The organism is Dolichospermum compactum NIES-806 (assembly GCF_002368115.1).
In the GTDB taxonomy this organism is placed as follows: domain Bacteria; phylum Cyanobacteriota; class Cyanobacteriia; order Cyanobacteriales; family Nostocaceae; genus Dolichospermum; species Dolichospermum compactum.
Genome location: NZ_AP018316.1, coordinates 4,513,142 through 4,530,529, shown reverse-complemented (window position 1 = coordinate 4,530,529; position 17,388 = coordinate 4,513,142). Strand labels below are relative to the sequence as shown.

At 31.2% G+C, this 17,388-nt stretch carries 11 protein-coding genes; 9 read left to right on the top strand and 2 right to left on the bottom strand.

What is annotated here, in order from left to right:
- Positions 1-386 precede the first annotated feature (386 nt).
- Positions 387-716 carry an RNA recognition motif domain-containing protein gene (locus CA730_RS21035; RefSeq protein ID WP_096670260.1) on the top strand — a complete coding sequence of 110 codons (330 nt, stop codon included), beginning with the start codon at positions 387-389 and terminating at the stop codon, positions 714-716.
- A 61-nt stretch (positions 717-777) separates the two neighbouring features.
- Here CA730_RS21035 and CA730_RS21030 read toward each other — a convergent pair whose 3' ends face one another.
- Both CA730_RS21030 and CA730_RS21025 read right to left on the bottom strand, forming a co-directional pair.
- Positions 778-2,178 (bottom strand): DUF2079 domain-containing protein, encoded by a 1,401-nt coding sequence (locus CA730_RS21030; RefSeq protein ID WP_231939902.1) that lies wholly within the window; start codon positions 2,176-2,178, stop codon positions 778-780.
- A gap of 11 nt (positions 2,179-2,189) precedes the next feature.
- Positions 2,190-3,371, bottom strand: a complete 1,182-nt coding sequence (locus tag CA730_RS21025; RefSeq protein ID WP_096670258.1) for a hypothetical protein — start codon at positions 3,369-3,371, stop codon at positions 2,190-2,192.
- Positions 3,372-3,617: 246 nt separating this feature from the next.
- On the opposite strand from CA730_RS21025, the gene CA730_RS21020 reads away from it, so the two are divergent.
- From CA730_RS21020 to brxL, 8 genes are all read left to right on the top strand, one after another.
- Entirely contained in the window at positions 3,618-4,220 is a 603-nt protein-coding gene (locus CA730_RS21020) for a Uma2 family endonuclease (RefSeq protein WP_096670256.1), read from the top strand.
- A 299-nt stretch (positions 4,221-4,519) separates the two neighbouring features.
- Positions 4,520-6,013 (top strand): glycosyltransferase family protein, encoded by a 1,494-nt coding sequence (locus CA730_RS21015; protein ID WP_096670254.1) that lies wholly within the window; start codon positions 4,520-4,522, stop codon positions 6,011-6,013.
- A 48-nt stretch (positions 6,014-6,061) separates the two neighbouring features.
- On the top strand, positions 6,062-7,258 hold the full coding sequence (locus tag CA730_RS21010) for a 1-deoxy-D-xylulose-5-phosphate reductoisomerase (RefSeq protein ID WP_096670252.1): 1,197 nt from the start codon (positions 6,062-6,064) through the stop codon (positions 7,256-7,258).
- A gap of 368 nt (positions 7,259-7,626) precedes the next feature.
- A complete protein-coding gene (locus tag CA730_RS21005) occupies positions 7,627-8,460 on the top strand; it encodes a DUF4007 family protein (protein WP_096670250.1) in 834 nt (277 codons plus the stop codon).
- Entirely contained in the window at positions 8,444-8,881 is a 438-nt protein-coding gene (locus CA730_RS21000; RefSeq protein ID WP_096670248.1) for a hypothetical protein, read from the top strand. The genes CA730_RS21005 and CA730_RS21000 overlap by 17 nt, the downstream gene beginning before the upstream one ends.
- Positions 8,882-8,934: 53 nt before the next feature.
- Positions 8,935-13,635: a coiled-coil domain-containing protein gene (locus CA730_RS20995; protein WP_157750035.1), complete on the top strand. Its 4,701-nt coding sequence runs from the start codon at positions 8,935-8,937 to the stop codon at positions 13,633-13,635.
- Positions 13,628-15,844: a PglZ domain-containing protein gene (locus CA730_RS20990; protein ID WP_096670244.1), complete on the top strand. Its 2,217-nt coding sequence runs from the start codon at positions 13,628-13,630 to the stop codon at positions 15,842-15,844. Before CA730_RS20995 ends, CA730_RS20990 begins: the two co-directional genes overlap by 8 nt.
- Positions 15,834-17,291: a BREX system Lon protease-like protein BrxL gene (brxL, locus tag CA730_RS20985; protein WP_096670242.1), complete on the top strand. Its 1,458-nt coding sequence runs from the start codon at positions 15,834-15,836 to the stop codon at positions 17,289-17,291. Before CA730_RS20990 ends, brxL begins: the two co-directional genes overlap by 11 nt.
- Positions 17,292-17,388: the final 97 nt, after the last annotated feature.

The following is a 17,388-nucleotide window of genomic DNA, read 5'->3' as shown; positions in this document are numbered from 1 at the left end:
CTCCTTCAAAGACGCTACGCGAACGGAGTTATGATTTTTAAGACCGAGAGAATAAGGGTTTGAGACTCCTACTTGGGGCGATTTTTCCACAAATTATCTTATGTCGAACTCAGGTAAGCCCAGGTTTCATAGCTGAAATATAGGGGATAGGGTTAATGAAGGGGTGTAACCTACAGGTGGGACTGGTCATAAGCAACGAATATGACTTTTTACAACATTTTTTAAACTTCTTCCCACAATTATGATTTTTTGTGTAATCATTGAGGGGTGGGAATTAATTCGGCAGTAATGTTTGTGGTTAGTATTGACAGGCTTTCCCTTTTGGTATTTACAGACTTTTCTCCGAAATCTAAATCTCTACACTCTTATGATTTTGGAAATATTCTATGTCAATTTACGTGGGTAACCTCTCTTATGAAGTTACACAAGATGCGCTGAGTCAAGTTTTTGCGGAATATGGTGCTGTGAAACGTGTTCAGCTTCCCACTGACCGTGAGACAGGTCGCTTGCGCGGCTTCGGTTTTGTGGAAATGGGTAGTGAAGCTGAAGAACAGGCCGCTATTGATGCCCTTGACGGTGCTGAATGGATGGGTCGTGATCTGAAAGTCAACAAAGCAAAACCCAAAGAAGACAACAGAGGTACTTCAGGTGGTGGTGGACGTGGTGGCTACGGCGGTGGCAACCGTGGTGGCGGCGGCGGTGGCGGTCGCTATTAAGCCTAAGCCGAATGTAACTAAATTTTTTTAGTTATTAAATCCTGGAAAATTGCCTATTCCGTCAGCGGGGTGGGTAATTTTTTTTATTTACAAACAGGTACACATCATCACGTTGATATTTTAAATTAAAATCAGAATTCTTTTTTAATTCCTTAGTTACATTATCATAATCTTCTGCTGTTGCAGCCCAACCAGGATGGCGGATATTCAGTAATATATAATGAAAGTCATTTAACTCATTAATTTTATATTTAAAACTAATCTGTTGTCTATGGGTTAAATGTGGAGTAATTACATCTGTAGTCAACACACTATCTTGAGTTTTGACTAAAGATATTGCTTCTTTAGTAGCTTGCCAATTATCTACAGAATTAAGATATTTGGAAATAAAGAAACCCCATTTACCTAAAATTAAAAACCAAATAAAAGACCATAAAAGAATTACTTTTTTTTGTTTTAGCCATGCTTTATCAGCGGCAATACTAGCAATTAGGGATAACATTATGAATGGAATTGCTGGCAAGGAATAATGTAAGATTACGTTTTTTTGTGAAGGATGATCAGCAAGTATATTTAATGCTAAACAAGGAATCGCACCTATTAATGGTGTCATGTATTTAGGTATTAAACCCCAGATTACAGGTGCTAATAGAAAAGACAAATATTCTAAATTTATAGACGATAAAATGTTGCTAATAATAATTTTTGGTTGAAATAAGATAATTTGTAATGTTTCCGAAAATGAATTTCCTAAATAACTATAGCGATAAAAATGTCGGCTGACTAATGCTGCTTCGCTACCGAAAAAAGGAATAATAATTCTATTAGCAATTACAAACCATGCTAAACCACTAATAATAGCTATGAAACCATACAAACGCCGCTTTTCAAACACTAGTAACCAAACACCCATGGCTACTACTGTTAAGGAGAGTACAGCTTTACATCCCAATACGACCAAAACATTTATACAAAACCAAAATACTTTTTTGGTTCTTGCATTTAAAACTGCTGTCAAAAGTGCAGGAACAGCAATAGTATCTGGGTGAAAATCACACAAATTGCTGTTATATAGAACTGGATATAGTAGGTAAACAGCTACAATTGCTATTGCTTGATTGTTTTTTAACCCTGCTTGTAATGCGATTAAATATGTAGAAAAAGCACCTAAAGACAAAGCAATAGACTGAACTGCAAATAACCAATAGACGCTAGGATATATTTTATATAGTAAAGCTATGGGGTACAAAATCCAAGCAGCATGATCAGCTAAAATATGAAAACCAAGTACAGAAGAAATTGGCAATTTTCCCTGACTGATTAGGTAAACTGTTTGATCGAAAAATGCCAAATCTCCAGATGAATTAAATAACTCATGCCGAATAATACTAGCTGCTAATAAAATTAAGGCACTAATACCAATAATTACAGAAATATTATTTTTGGGTATTAATTTTTCCACATTAGAATTTATTATTTATTGATGTTTAAGGAAAAATTAGGTTTTGATTTCTGGTAGATCATATCACAATTTCGCACAATAAACCAAAGAGTAAAACCTAAAGGAATAGAAAACAATTGAATATATATACCAGTTCCTAAATAACTAACAAATGATCCCAGTTGTACTGATATTGCTACCCAACGATATTGGGGAAAGTAAAAAGCAAAGATGATAGATAAAATATCGGTGGGATAAAAATATCTTTCGTGCATTTTTGGCAAAAGATATGGCATGAAAAATACTGATATTGTGGCTAAGTATATCAGTCTATCTTGAGTAATTTCTAATTTACTTCTATGAACAAGATATACTAATAAAAGTATGGCAGTTACAGTTAAAATTAACCCTATAGGCACAACAATACTATAAAAATTGTTAGGAATCCATTGATAAAAATTAGGGACATTTTTAGCTAGTTCTTTATACTTGTTAGATTGTTCAAAATAGACTAATAGTAATTCTTTTATTGGTCTACCAGCAATCCAAGCTGGCAACATTGCTACTAGATAGGCTAGGGGAATTATTGGTAAGTATAACCAAGATATCCTTTTTTTAACTAATAAAATTAATAACAAAGGTGCTAAAAACATTGCTTGTAATTTAAATGAAAGTGCCAGCCCAAAACTGATTAACGCAGGAATTTGTTTGTGAATAGATAAAAAGTAAACACAAGCAATTAATCCCGTCGTGTAGATCACATCACATTGTCCCCAAAGCGAACTATTGTAAATTACGGTGGGACTTAAGATAACGGCTAAAAAAGCCCAATTTGCCATTCTCCCCACAGGATATTTAAGCTTGACAATTTTGTAAGTAAAAAATGCACAAATAAAGTCAAAACTCATGGCAAAAAGTTTAATTGCCAGAATTTTTGGTAATCCAGAAAGCAGAGTAGAGGCAATCAAAAGCCAGTAAAGATATGAGGGTGTATAATCAGCGAAGCCATATTTTAAGGCACTGAAACCACCGTGAGATGCGATAAAATCATACCAAGGATCTAAAAAATATTTATAATCTACTGATTTATTGGGAACACAAACTAATCTGATTGTTATAGCAAAGATAATGCCAATTGCCAAATATCTGGGAATTAATATATGATCAAACTTATCTTTTATTGACTTCAATAATGTTTTGTGTGAATTATTCATGATTATTAATTATGATATTTTTATCTTTGTAAATTTTACTTTAAGAAAAATAGGAAATACCGTACTATTATTGATCTATTTAGTAAAAATTTTACTATTACTAACGTATTTAAACTAAACTTACCATACTTTGGTTGAATCTCTAATGCAACAGATGAAAAGTATTAGAAACTTAATAGATAAAAACTTAATCAATAATTATTACTGATATGTTAAACTAACAAACATCGCTTTCTGATCAAAAATATGCAATTAATAGCAAAGCAATATTACACCCCAGAAGAATATCTGGAATTAGAAGCCACTGCTGAGTATAAAAGCGAATACATTGACGGACAAATAATTTCTATGGCTGGTGCATCTATAAATCATAACCGTATCTCTTTAAATCTAAGTTCTGGGCTAAATTTTGCCTTTAGAAATCAGAATTACGAAGTTTTCATGGGTGATATGCGTCTATGGATACCTCAAGAACTAATATACACTTATCCAGATGTGATCATTATTGCAGATGAGCCGGAATTTTTCAATAATCGGACAGATACAATCACAAATCCCCAGGTAATTATTGAAGTTTTATCCAAATCTACCAAAAGTTATGATAAAGAAGATAAATTTGCAGCTTACAGAACAATTCCCACTTTTCAAGAATATCTATTAATTGATCAAAACCGCATTCATGTAGAACAATTTTTCAAAACTGGGAAAAAAAGATGGACTTTGTGTGAGTATGATGCAGAAGATGGAAACATATCTCTGGAAACCATACCTTTTGAAATTTCTTTACAAGATTTATACAATAAAGTAAAGTTTGAACTTGTGCAAGCAGAAACAGAAAAAAATGGGTAAATGTTGTCTGTTCATAATATTCTGGAGATATTATACTGAAAACGGTTCATAGTTTAACCAAGTATGAAACCCCTCTCCAAACCTCTACCCGCAACGGGGAGAGGCTTTGAACCTTGTTCTTTGTATGATAAAAAAGTCCAGCTTCTAGCCGTTTTGAGTATACCAAATTAAGATGAAGCTGCATAGAATAGGATTTTAAGAATTATTGACCGTAGATAAATTCGGATGAATTCATGGATTTCATAATTCTGTGCAGCCTCTGATAAAATTGGTATAACTTCTTTTAGTTAGAATAACAGATGAATCGCAAATTTAACTTAGATAATCTATTATTGAGCATCCTGATTTTTTTAGCATTAATATTGCGGGTTGGTGTTGCTTTAAGATTTCCTAATATATTTTGGGCAGATGAAATTTTCCAAAGTCTAGAACCTGCACACCGACTTGCTTTCGGTAATGGTATTGTCACTTGGGAATTTCGAGACGGGATTCGCTCTTGGGTATTACCAGCCATTTTAGCAGGTATTATGCGTTTAACAGCATGGCTGGGAGAAGGTTCTACTGGATACTTAATAGGAAGTAATATATTTTTGTCTCTACTTTCTTTGAGTAATATTTTATTAGCATATCTATGGGGAAAAAAACTAGGGGGAACAATTACAGCTTTAATTTGTGCGGGTATTTGTACTATCTGGTTTGAACTTATTTACTTTTCTCCTAAAGCTTTTACTGAAGTCGTGGCTACACATTTTTTGTTACCAGGAATATATTTAGGGTTGAACAAAAATTCATTTCCACTCAGGAATAGACTATTTTTATCAGGATGTTTGTTGGGAATATCTTTGGCATTACGAATACATTTATTACCTTGCATTGCTTTTGTTGTCATTTATATTTGTAGAAAAGATTGGCAGCAAAAGTGGTTGCCTATGCTAGGAGGAATTTTTGCTCCTATACTTATTTTTGGAACTGTTGATGCTTTTACGTGGTCCTATCCTTTTCAATCTTTTTGGTTAAATATTTGGGTGAACCTTGTGGAAGGTAAAAGTAAACTTTATGGAGTTTCTCCTTGGTATGAATATTTTATTTTCTTGTTAAAAAGTTGGTCTTGGCTATTTCTGCCGATTATGATTCTTGCTATGATAGGTTCACGTCGTCTGCCTATTTTAGCATGGTCAGCGTTAATTATTATCTTGTCTCATAGTTTATTGGCTCATAAGGAATATCGGTTCATTTATCCAGCATTATCAATGCTGATGATATTAGCAGGATTAGGTACGGCAGAATTAGTTTTAAATTTGTCGCGCAAATGGAAGTCACATCAAAAAATAGTTATAGCAATATTAATTTGTCTTTCCCTTTGGACTTCCACTTCTGTTGCTCTCATGAGCCGATTTAATATTTATAATAATTTGAATTTTTCTACCTTTGGTACTGACTTAGAAAACACCCATTTATATGCTGCAACTAATAATTTATTAGCCTTACAAAGCTTAAGTAAAGAAAATACTGTTTGTGGTCTTGGTCTTTGGGGTATTAATTGGGCTTTATCAGGAGGGTATACATATTTTCATCATAATGTTCCTATATTTCCAGTTGAGAAGATAGCAGATTTTGCAGCACTAAAAGCAGGTTTTAATTACGTTGTTGGTGATATATCTATACCATCTCAATATCAAAATTATACTTTGCAAAAATGTTGGCAAGGAACTTGTGTTTATAAGCGTCCAGGGTCTTGTAGTCAGATTATAGATCGTGAGATCAATTCTGTTCTCAAAAAATCGGGAAATTAGTAGCCTAAGCAATTTATATTTAAAATTACCATTAATTATTAAATAATTGTGAAAGCTATTACTCTGCTTGGTTCTACTGGTTCGATTGGTACGCAAACCTTAGATATCGTCTCTGAACACCCGGATAAGTTCCGCATTGTGGGATTGGCTGCTGGACGGAATGTGGAGCTATTCGCGGCGCAAATTCGCCAGTTTCGTCCCCAAATCGCGGCTATTTCTGCTGCTGAAAAGTTACCGGAACTGAAAGAAGCTATCAAAGACTTGAATCCTCAACCCATTTTACTGGCTGGGGAAGCGGGGGTGATAGAAGTTGCTCGTTATGGCGATTCTCAGACGGTTGTTACTGGTATTGTTGGTTGTGCGGGGTTACTTCCAACCATTGCAGCTATTGAAGCGGGCAAAGATATTGCTTTAGCAAATAAAGAAACTATCATTGCGGGCGCTCCTGTGGTGTTACCTTTGGTGGAAAAACACGGAGTGAAACTATTACCAGCCGATTCTGAACATTCCGCTATTTTTCAATGTTTGCAAGGTGTTCCTAAAGATGGTTTAAGAAAGATATTACTGACTGCTTCTGGGGGTGCTTTTCGAGATTGGCCTGTGGAAAAATTACCAGAGGTAAAGGTTGCTGATGCTATTAAACATCCTAACTGGTCAATGGGGCGAAAAATTACGGTAGATTCGGCAACTTTGATGAATAAGGGTTTGGAGGTAATTGAGGCTCATTATTTATTTGGGGTAGATTATGACAACATCGAAATTGTTATTCATCCTCAAAGTATTATTCACTCGTTAATAGAATTACAAGATACTTCTGTTTTGGCTCAACTTGGTTGGCCGGATATGCGTTTACCTTTACTTTATGCTTTATCTTGGCCGGAGCGAGTTTACACTAATTGGGAAAGATTGAATTTAGTGAAATCTGGTGATTTAACTTTCCGTGAACCAGATCATCAAAAGTATCCTTGTATGGGTTTGGCTTATGCTGCGGGGAGGGCTGGTGGTTCTATGCCGGCGGTGTTAAATGCGGCTAATGAACAAGCTGTGGCGTTATTTTTAGATGAAAAAATTCACTATTTGGATATTGCTCGGTGTATTGAATTTGTGTGCGATCGCCATCAAAATGATAACAAACAAAATCCCTCTTTAGATGACATTTTGGCAGCAGATAAATGGGCTAGACAAGAAGTTTTCACAGCTATGGAAAAGGTAGCAACTCAGCCACAGATAATTTCTGTGGGTTAAAAATTAAGTAACCGCTCAATAAATGGGGGCGGACTACCTGTTCGGGAAGGATTTTACGCCATTTGAGGCTTGTCATGGAAGGATTTACCCCGGATTATTGAGCGGTTACAAAATTAAGATAGTCCTACACTCATCATATTTGGTGGGGTGTAGGATTATGTTTTTAAGCAAAAAATGTAAATTATCATAAAAATTAGAATATTAGACTATCTACAACGTTATAATAGGCACTATAATAAAACTAACACAGGCACTCAAACAGGTCTGAGAATATTACAATCTCAGTCAACGAAAACGTTTTTAGAGTGAATTGACTTTTATTCAGTAAAATCACTGAAAATTTCATATTATTCAATACTTAATAGACTATGGCTAAGATGCAACTACATTTCAACGGTAATTTTGCTCTCAAAAAAGAAGAAATTAAGAGAATACTTGACGCTGCTGCTGAGAAAGAAGGTTTAAAAGATTCTTTAGCAAATCTCATGACCAAAACAGGGTTAGGTAATGCAAAAGTTGGTAGAATTAAAAGTTGGTCAAGTAGAGCAGGTTTAGTTAAAGATAATTATTTGAGTCCAGAAGGAAAAATAGTTTTAAAACATGATCCTTATTTAAAATCAATTACTACTGATTGGTTAATGCACTTTTATTTAAGTTTTGGTACTCAAGGTTTAAATCAAATCCCAGAAAATCCTGCTGAATGGGGAGGGTGGACTTATTTTATTTATACTTTTCTTCCGGAAAATTCAACTTTTACTAAAGATGATTTATTTCAAAATAGTATTCCTATATTTGAAGAACTAGATAAAGATATTCCTAAAAGAATTAAGTATATTTTAAAAGCATATACTCAAGAACAAGCATTAGCTAATTGTCAATTTATCAAAGAAATCAAACCAGATACATATCAAACAGGGAATTCTAAACTTCCTAATTCTTATTTGATAGGTTATTTCCTAGCTAAACTGTGGGAACGAGATTTTCATCAGGAAACTTCTGTCTTAACTGAGGATATTTATTCTCAGAAAATGGGAATTATCCCCGTTTTAGGTATTCAATCTGAAACTTTACAACAACATCTGAATAGGATAGAATCTTTAGGAATTATTGAACAAAGACGCACAGTTTCACCTTATCAAATTATCCGTCGTTGGGATAATCCTTTAACTTTATTGGAGAAAGCTTATGTTAACAATAAATGATCTATCTCTTCAAGATGCTAAACCAACTGATTCTCCTCATTTACTATTGTGGGATAATCCTAATGATTTAGAAATTCAACAAATTTTATTTAACAATAATGCTCAACTTGTCAGTTATCGTGACAACTTACTCATTAGAGTTAAACCTCAGCAAAAATTTTTAAGTTTTCAAGATAAATTAGGGCAAGAATTAGAGGTGCTTAAAAAAATTTGTACGGATACAACTAAACCAATTATTTTATTAAAAGATATGGATATTTTAATCACATATCTTTACAGCTATCCTCAATCTCCTCTTAGTTTATTTTGGAATAATTTAGCAAATATGAGACATTTACAAAGTATTTTATGGATTATTTTACCTAGTAAACTAAATCCCCCTAATTGGAATATAAACCGCTTTCAACAAATTGATCATTAAAATAACTTACCACCAAACAAGAGAAAAATTCAATCAAAAAGGAGCTTGGAACTATGAAAATGAGAGAACTTGTCAAAGTTAATGAATCAGGAATGGTAGCTAATGCTGTTGATTTTAATATGATGGCTGATCCTGATAAAAATTTGCGTTTATCTGAAGGATTTGTTTTTAATTATGATCCAATTAATCCTAAAGCTTTTACATTAGGTGTACTCGATGCAATTTGTAATAGTTATCATAGTCAAAATCAACCCAATATACATTTATTTGTACAAGATTATGGTAAAGGTAAATCTCATTTTGCTTTAGTTACTGCTAATTATTTTAAATTACCACTAGACACTGCTGAAGTTGAAGGAATATTAAATCAAATTAAAATTGCATCAGGAACTGATCAAGGCATAGTAGAAGATTTAACAGCTTACAAAAGACGTAATAAGCAACATTTAGTAATTTGTATTAGTGGAGATTCAGGAACAGATTTAAGACAAATATTTTTACGAGCTTTACGTCAAACTTTAGAAATAGAAGGACTTATTGATTCTTTAGCGGAACAATTCTGTGAAAAGCCACTTAAATATTTAAAGCAATTAACAGACAATCAAAAGGAAATTGCTAATAATTATTTAGAAGTGCATAATTATCAAAGAGATGTAAACAGCATTATTGAGTTATTAGAAGAAGATAACTATAAAATGATTCATCTTGTTAAAGAAATAAGTAGTGAATTAAATAATGGGTTTCCTGCTGATTTTGAAACAGATTTAAGTATTGAGACAATTTTACAAAAATTAATTAATAAGTTATGTTCAGGAGATACTGCCAAATATTCAGGAATTTTAATTCTATTTGATGAACTTAATTATTATCTTAAATCATGGGCAACAGATTCAACTGCTGCGGGGGGAGCATCTTTACAAAGTATTACTAAAGTTTGTGAGAATAATAAGGGAAAAATTGCTTTAGTTTGTTTTACCCAAATTCGCCCTTCAAAATCTGTTCCTAGCCAATCAGCGGATGATTATAACAAACTTGTTTCTCGGTTAGAAATTGCTGAAAGCACTTATGAACCTGTTTCTAGTTTAGAATTAGTAATTAAAGGATTATTAGAACAACAAATTAATACTGATTCATGGAATCAATTTTTTCAAACATGGCGGGATACTCTATTAGCTGATAGTAGAAATTCTCATGAACACAGAATTAGTATTTATCGTGAAAGAAATTGGACATTACAAGATTTTCAAATAAATATTACTCTAGGTTGTTTTCCTCTTCATCCCCTTAATAGTTATTTACTTTGTAACTTAGATTTTACTCAAGGACGCACGGCAATTCAATATATAAAAGAAGATGTAAAAAAGTTTATTAATTCTCAACTAGTTGAACAAAATAGTAAATTAAATTATCTTCCTGCTATTTCCTTAGTTGATGCCTTTTCTGAATTTTCTCATACTGAATTTTCTCGTCATTATTCAGAATATCAAAAAGCTTATGATACTATATCAGCATCAGCTACAGAAAACGAAATTGCAGTTCTAAAAGGACTTTTTCTATTTTATGTTAGTCAAAATAAGCTTTATAAACCTGAATCAGAAAAACATGATATTATTATTAGTGAATTAACAGGTTTGTCTTTAAAAGAAACTAAGGATACTTTAGATAAATTAGATCAACAAAAACAAGTTATTCATCATAATACAGGAGATAATACTTATCGTTTTTATTCTGGTAGTAATTTATTAGAAGTTCGGCAAGAAATAGAAGAAGAAGCGAGCAAACAAGCTGACAGAATATCTGTTAATTTAGCTATCAAACATTGTAATGAGAAAATTGAAACTTATTTAAACAGTATAAATATAAGTGGCACACATTTCATTAATGATAATCAGTTACTTAATGATGAATGGTTTTTTGAGTATAAGTTTTATAATATTCCTGATTTTAAACAACAAGTATTAAATGGATATAAAACTTTAGATAATATAACAGGAAAAGGAATTTTTGCTTATATTTTATCAGATAATCTTGAAGAATTACAAAGCTTTCGTTGTGAGATTAACGAACTTTTATCCAGTTCAAGAAATAAGGAATATATTGCTGTAGCCATTCCTGAAGAACCAGTTAATAATATTTGTCAAGATTTATTAATGATAGATATTATGCGAAGAAAAAGTACATTAGAAAAACAAGACTCAGGAACAGCCTTTGCACAATTAACTAAGCAAATACAACAGAAAGTTGAAAGGGAAATTAAAAAAATAATTGCTCCTAATAATTGTGACTATTATTGTATCAGATTAGAAGAATTAACTACTTACCAGCAAAAAGATCATCAAAGTATTGTTAGTCATCTTTTACAACAACTTTATCGTTTTGTACCTCCAATTGCTAAAAATGATAAAATGGCTTTAAAAAGTCCTTCAGGAAGCACAATAATTGGTTATACTGCTAACCGTTTACTAGAAGATGATCTTAATCCTAATAAATTTCCTAATCAATCTTATAACACCTTAGTTGATCAAGTATTTCTCAATAATTGGGGCTTATTTAAAACTACTTCTCAAAAATATTTTGTGCAAATTCCTAGTAATAAAAATGTTAGAGAAGCATGGGATAGAATAGATCAATTAACAGCTTTGGGAGATAAAGCTAAAAAATATGTTCTGATTTCTAAAATTTGGCAAGAATTATCTGCGCCACCTTTTGGATACAATGAATATACATTTACTATGCTATTTTCTGCGTGGATAGTTTATCATCGGAGTGAAGTAATCTTAAAAGGAACTTTTGGTTTACTTAATAAAAAAAATCAGTCATCTATTGAAGAAAAAGCGATTAAAGATTGGGTAGAAACTCATGTATTTGATAAACCTAAAGATTTTGTTCATAAATGGATTCTAGGCTCAAATACAAATCCTCAATTAATTCGGCTTCGAGCTATTACTTGTCCTAAAATAGAACCAATATTAAGTTATAATCAAGCTAAAGAATTAATCCACGATATTGACAATTTTATTAATTCCGGTGATCCAGATCAATCAAAAGTACAAAAAATTCAACCGAAAAGAAAACAACTTTTAAGCGAAATTGAGAAAATAGATAATTGGTTTAAAGCAGTAGAAGAAACAGAAAATTTATTTAATAATGGAGATCAAATTGAGCTAAAAAGTTTAACTGAAATTTATCCTCTTCTTCAACAGAAATTATCTAAAACAATTAATCTTACCCAATCTAATCAATCTGATAATATTGTAGTTAATCCTGCTAAAAAGCAACTGCAACGTCAAAATGATGCTTTACAAATTGTTCAGGATAGAATTGAAGAAATAATTATTGATTTAAGCGAAAAATCAGAATCTTTACAAACAGAGGAAGAATATGGGCGTTATCAAAGTGATCTTGAAGCAGCAATTAAACAAATAACTTATGTTTTTTCACCTACTCATAATTTAATTCAAACATTAAACTATTCCCTTGATGTTGCTACGAGAAAATTTGCTGAAATCAAACATCAAACTGAGATAAAAAATGGCTTAGAAAAAGTTGAACTTTTCTACAAATCTCTTAGTAATAATGCTAGTCAAGATGATTACATTAAAGCTATGAGTAATATAAAAAACTTAGCTAATAATCTTGAAATTATTAAACAGCACAAGCTTTATGAGGCAATAATTAAAGAGATTGAAACTCAACTAAATAATTTAGAAATAACTCTCAAAATTTGGGCAGAAAGATTAACAGATATCACTAAAACTGAAGCTCTTCAATTATCTCAAGAAGTTAGTCAGCAACAAAATCGGTTTACTCAACCTAAATCTGCTCAAAAAGTTAAACAAATATTAGAACAATTAAATCCAATTATTTTAGAAATTCAAAATCAAGAAGAAGTTGAAAGTACAAGGCAGCAACAAGATAATAAAATTATGGATGCACTACGTCAAAAAAATCCAAAGTTCTTAAATACTATTGTCTTATGTGAACAAGGAATTGAAGAAATAGCTACTTTACGCCTTCAGCTTAACTTTGCTGAAAGATTTTATACAGAAATTGAACAGCTAATTAAATCTATTAATAATCAAGTTTCTAGCTATATAAAAGAGCTTGAGGAATTGACAGCAAATTTAGCTGAAGTTAGAACTAATCAAGAATTAAACCAGCTTTATACTAAGTTAGCTAAATTAGAGTTATTTTTTCAAGACTCTAAGCATTATTTAACTTGCCAGCAATTGCAGCAAGAAATTGATGCTTTAAGACAGTTATTTCAAATTACTCAATCATCGCAATTCAACACAATTGAGACTTATCAGAATCAAATACAACAGTTAACAGAATGGTACAAAATTATTAAAAATTGCACTCCTAATTTACAAACTAAATATGATCAAAATAAATATAAACTAGAACAAAAAATAAAATCCATTGAAACTCAATATCAAGTTGACACTAAATTATGGTTAGATAAATTACAAAAAGAATTTAATCAACTTGAGCAAGAGACAGAAGATAAAAAACTTAACTTAATTGATAAGTTACTTAAAAACATTAATAATCAAGATATAAATATTGATTATTTAAATAACTTAGATAAAGAATTATTAGAAACGGTTAAAACTCGATGCCAAAATATACAAAATGACAGCCAAGAAAATCAAATCATTACTTTATTTACACAACTTCCTCCTCAAAGACAACAAAATTTATATTTCCAGCTAGAACAATATTTGTCAAAAGAGGGAGATATTAATGAATAAAATTATCTTAGATCCTACCGGATTATATCAACCTCTTACCGACTATATTGCTATCACTACCGAAGTAGAGTGGTTAAAGTATTTTACCCTTGAAGATGAGAATTATTGGATTAAAGGTAAAACCCTTTGTAATTGGACAGAAGAATGGTTAAGAGTATGGAACAAATCAGATTTAATAATTGAGAGAAAACAAGTTCCACGTCCAAAATTAACAGCTATTCTTACTCCTTTATCTATTCCCGATAATTGGGATAATCACTATATTTTAAAATTAGCAACTCTGATTGATAGTTACACTTCAAATCATCCGCTTGAATCTTTATTAGCTGATATAACTCATACTGAAGAGAATTTTTGGTTAATTGATAATCTATCAATAGAACATTTAGCTAAATGGTTATGTCTTCAAATTCCCCAAAACTATCAAATATTTGAAGATGTTTGGAAACATAAAATTAGTCAAAACCATAATCATGATCATTTACTCAGTCATTATCAAACTGAGAATAAAAATCAACTTTTAAAGAATTGGTTAGGTTTAACTTTAGATTTGAATTTTATTAATGTACTAGGTAAATATCCTCTAAATGTTCCTGATTCTTGTTTAAAAGAATTTAGAAACTTTTGGGAACAAAAAATTTATCAAACAGAAGCTAAAATTTTAGATGATTTAATTTTATATCAAGAACCTGGTAAAGAAATAATTGCTTTCATTGCTTGTGATTTTTTATTAAAACACCCAATTTACATAAATCAAGAAAGAATTAGTAAAATTATTTTATATTTAACTAATACTGAAAAATCTCAACTCAAGCAAAAATTACCTCCTATTCAACCCTTACCCTTATCAATTGATGATAGTCCCCAGGATGCTTTAAAATGGGTAACAGAATCTTATTTACCCTTTAGAAGTTGGGAAACAAATATTAACTATACTCCCAAAGAACAACAAATTAGCGAACAATTAGCAAATAGTTTTGTTAACTGGATAATAAAATATTATCCAGAATTAAAAATTGATAATGTAGAAAATTCATTCTTAAATTATAATGTAGCATTTCAAGTTCAAAAATTAGCCAAAGAAAATCCTATTCTTTGGATAGTTGTTGATGGTTTAGGATGGTTAGATCATCAAGAACTAATTGCAATTTTAACTGACAATAACCAACTTTCACTAGAAAGAGAGATTACACCTCTTTTTAGTATTCTTCCTACTAAGACTGAATATGCAAAATGGAGTCTTTATTCTCAACTATTACCGGAACATTCATCTTGGAAGCCTAATGCAAAAGACGGCTTTTCAATGGTAAAATCAGGAAAACGTTATACTGATAATAATAAGCATGAGTTAAATCAAGATTTAAAAGAAAATAAATATCAAATTTATTGTTGGGATACTGATCAATTAGATGAACTTTATCATCAAGAAAAAGACTGGAAAACCTTATATACAGTAGAAAGAGTCAATCGTTTAGAAGGAATTGCTAAAAATATTCAATACTTCTTAAAAGAATATCATAGTTCGGAAGAATTAAAAATTATTATTGCTAGTGATCATGGTCAAATGATGGGAGAAGTACAAAAATTATCTAATTGTCCAGCAGAATTAAAATCAAAAGGTAGAATGGGAATTGGTAAAACTGATGATTCTCGTTTTATTGTTCTTGACGCTAGACGTTTTGGACTTCCCCATGATATTAGTATTGTGAGAAATTCCGATTGTATCAGTGCGTTTACTTATACAAAAGATCAAGAAATTATTGGTTCTCATGGGGGACTATTTCCCGAAGAAGTTGTCGTAGGATTTTCAGTTTTAAGTCAATCATTAAAACGTGATCCAGTCCTAGTAACTTGTAGTGGAGAAGGAAAACCTCAACAACCAGGAGAATTAATAATTACTATTTATAATCATAATCTAGTATCTTTAACAAATCTTTGTTTATACATTAATGAATTACAGGAATTTAAAACAGGAAAAATATTAAATATTACTATCAAACCTAATGAGAAATTTATTCATAAAATACCTATTAATAAATATCCAGAATTACCACCAGACAAGAATAAAACAACTATTCAATTATCTGGTAAATTAACCTTTCTTTTTGCTAATAATGATTTAAGAGAATCAAACATTGATTCAAAGTCATTCATTACCATTCAACAAATCTTTAGTAGTGGTTTTCAAGGAGATTTAGATGACTTCTAATTACAACAATGATCTAATTACTCAAATATTTCAATCTTTAAGTATTGACAAAAAACGTTTACCTTCCAGTGGACTAACTACTTTAGGTATTCCTAGTTTTGTCGCTGAATGGTTATTAGATAAAATTGTTCCGGGAATGGGAGTTTTAGATAATTTAGAATTAGATAAAATTAATAGTTTTGTCCAAAAAGCATTTCCTAGAAAAGATGATCAAGAAGTGATTAAATTTAAATTAATTCAACAAGGAGAATCTCATAAATTAATTGCATTACTTCAAGTTAGAATTAAATTAGACCAAAACTCTAAACAAATACCTGAACCTTTAGCAAATATTCCTGTTTTAAACTTCTCAGAATGTGAAATTTCTTCAGATATTGTTGAGCGTTATCAAATGTTATTGAGACAAGGAGTATGGGGGAAAATTACTTTAAGATATAAAAATACTATCAATGGTAATTCCAAAATATCTATCATTGATTTTGACCCTTTTCAATGTTCTGAAGTTAACCTGAAAACTTATGCTGAACATCGTTCTCAGTTTACCACAGAACAATGGCGAGATTTAATGTTTTGTTCCATGGGTTTTAATCCCAATCATCCGAGTTATAATTATCGAGCAAAAACATGGATTTTAACTCGGTTACTTCCCTTAGTAGAATCTAATTATCACCTCATAGAATTAGCTCCCAAAGGAACAGGAAAAAGTTTTGTTTATGAAAATATTAATAACAAAGTTTCTGTAATTAGTGGAGGTAAAATCACTCCTGCTAAACTATTCATTGATGGTAAAACTAAATCAGTTGGTTTATTAGGTCGTTACGATGTAGTAGTTTTAGATGAAATTCAAAGTTTAACATTTGATAATCCTGATGAAATTATCGGACCATTAAAAACCTATCTTGCGAATGGAAGTTATAATCGCTCAGGGTTTTCTGATATTCCTATTTCTAGTGATTGTTCTTTAGTCTTATTAGGTAATATTGAACTTGATGAATATCAACGTCCTAAAGATAAATATAATTTAATGGCTAAATTACCTAAATTCTTCTCAGAAACAGCATTTTTAGATCGGTTTGCTGGTATTTTACCCGGTTGGGAAATTCCTAAATTTCAAAGAGATATGATTGCTAATCAAATCGGGTTGAAAATGGATTTTTTTGGAGAAGCATTATTATCTTTAAGAAAAGATGGGAGTTTTTACCAATATGCTCAACAACATACTCAATTTGATGATCATACTACCATTAGAGATCAACAAGCAATTCTCAAAACAGCATCAGGTTTTCTCAAATTGCTTTATCCTCATCTTCAATTAACTTTACAAGATTATCAACGCGATTGTTTACAACCTGCTAGAGAACTTCGTCAACAAATTCGCAATTTACTATATAATCTTGATGACGAATTTAAGCAATCTGAAAAAGATATTTATGTTGATATTAAATGATTGTTTTATTTAAACAGGACTTACGCAACTGGCACATTGGTAAGGTGCGTCAGATATCAAAAATCTGTTTATTTGCAGGATTTATGCAGTCTGACGC

Bases quoted from the DNA above. Each gene is read 5' to 3' on its own strand.
- CA730_RS21035 (WP_096670260.1), top strand. From the start codon at position 387: ATGTCAATTTACGTGGGTAACCTCTCTTATGAAGTTACACAAGATGCG.
- CA730_RS21025 (WP_096670258.1), bottom strand. From the start codon at position 3,371: ATGAATAATTCACACAAAACATTATTGAAGTCAATAAAAGATAAGTTT.
- CA730_RS21020 (WP_096670256.1), top strand. From the start codon at position 3,618: ATGCAATTAATAGCAAAGCAATATTACACCCCAGAAGAATATCTGGAA.
- CA730_RS21015 (WP_096670254.1), top strand. From the start codon at position 4,520: ATGAATCGCAAATTTAACTTAGATAATCTATTATTGAGCATCCTGATT.
- CA730_RS21005 (WP_096670250.1), top strand. From the start codon at position 7,627: ATGGCTAAGATGCAACTACATTTCAACGGTAATTTTGCTCTCAAAAAA.
- CA730_RS21000 (WP_096670248.1), top strand. From the start codon at position 8,444: ATGTTAACAATAAATGATCTATCTCTTCAAGATGCTAAACCAACTGAT.
- CA730_RS20995 (WP_157750035.1), top strand. From the start codon at position 8,935: ATGAAAATGAGAGAACTTGTCAAAGTTAATGAATCAGGAATGGTAGCT.
- CA730_RS20990 (WP_096670244.1), top strand. From the start codon at position 13,628: ATGAATAAAATTATCTTAGATCCTACCGGATTATATCAACCTCTTACC.
- brxL (WP_096670242.1), top strand. From the start codon at position 15,834: ATGACTTCTAATTACAACAATGATCTAATTACTCAAATATTTCAATCT.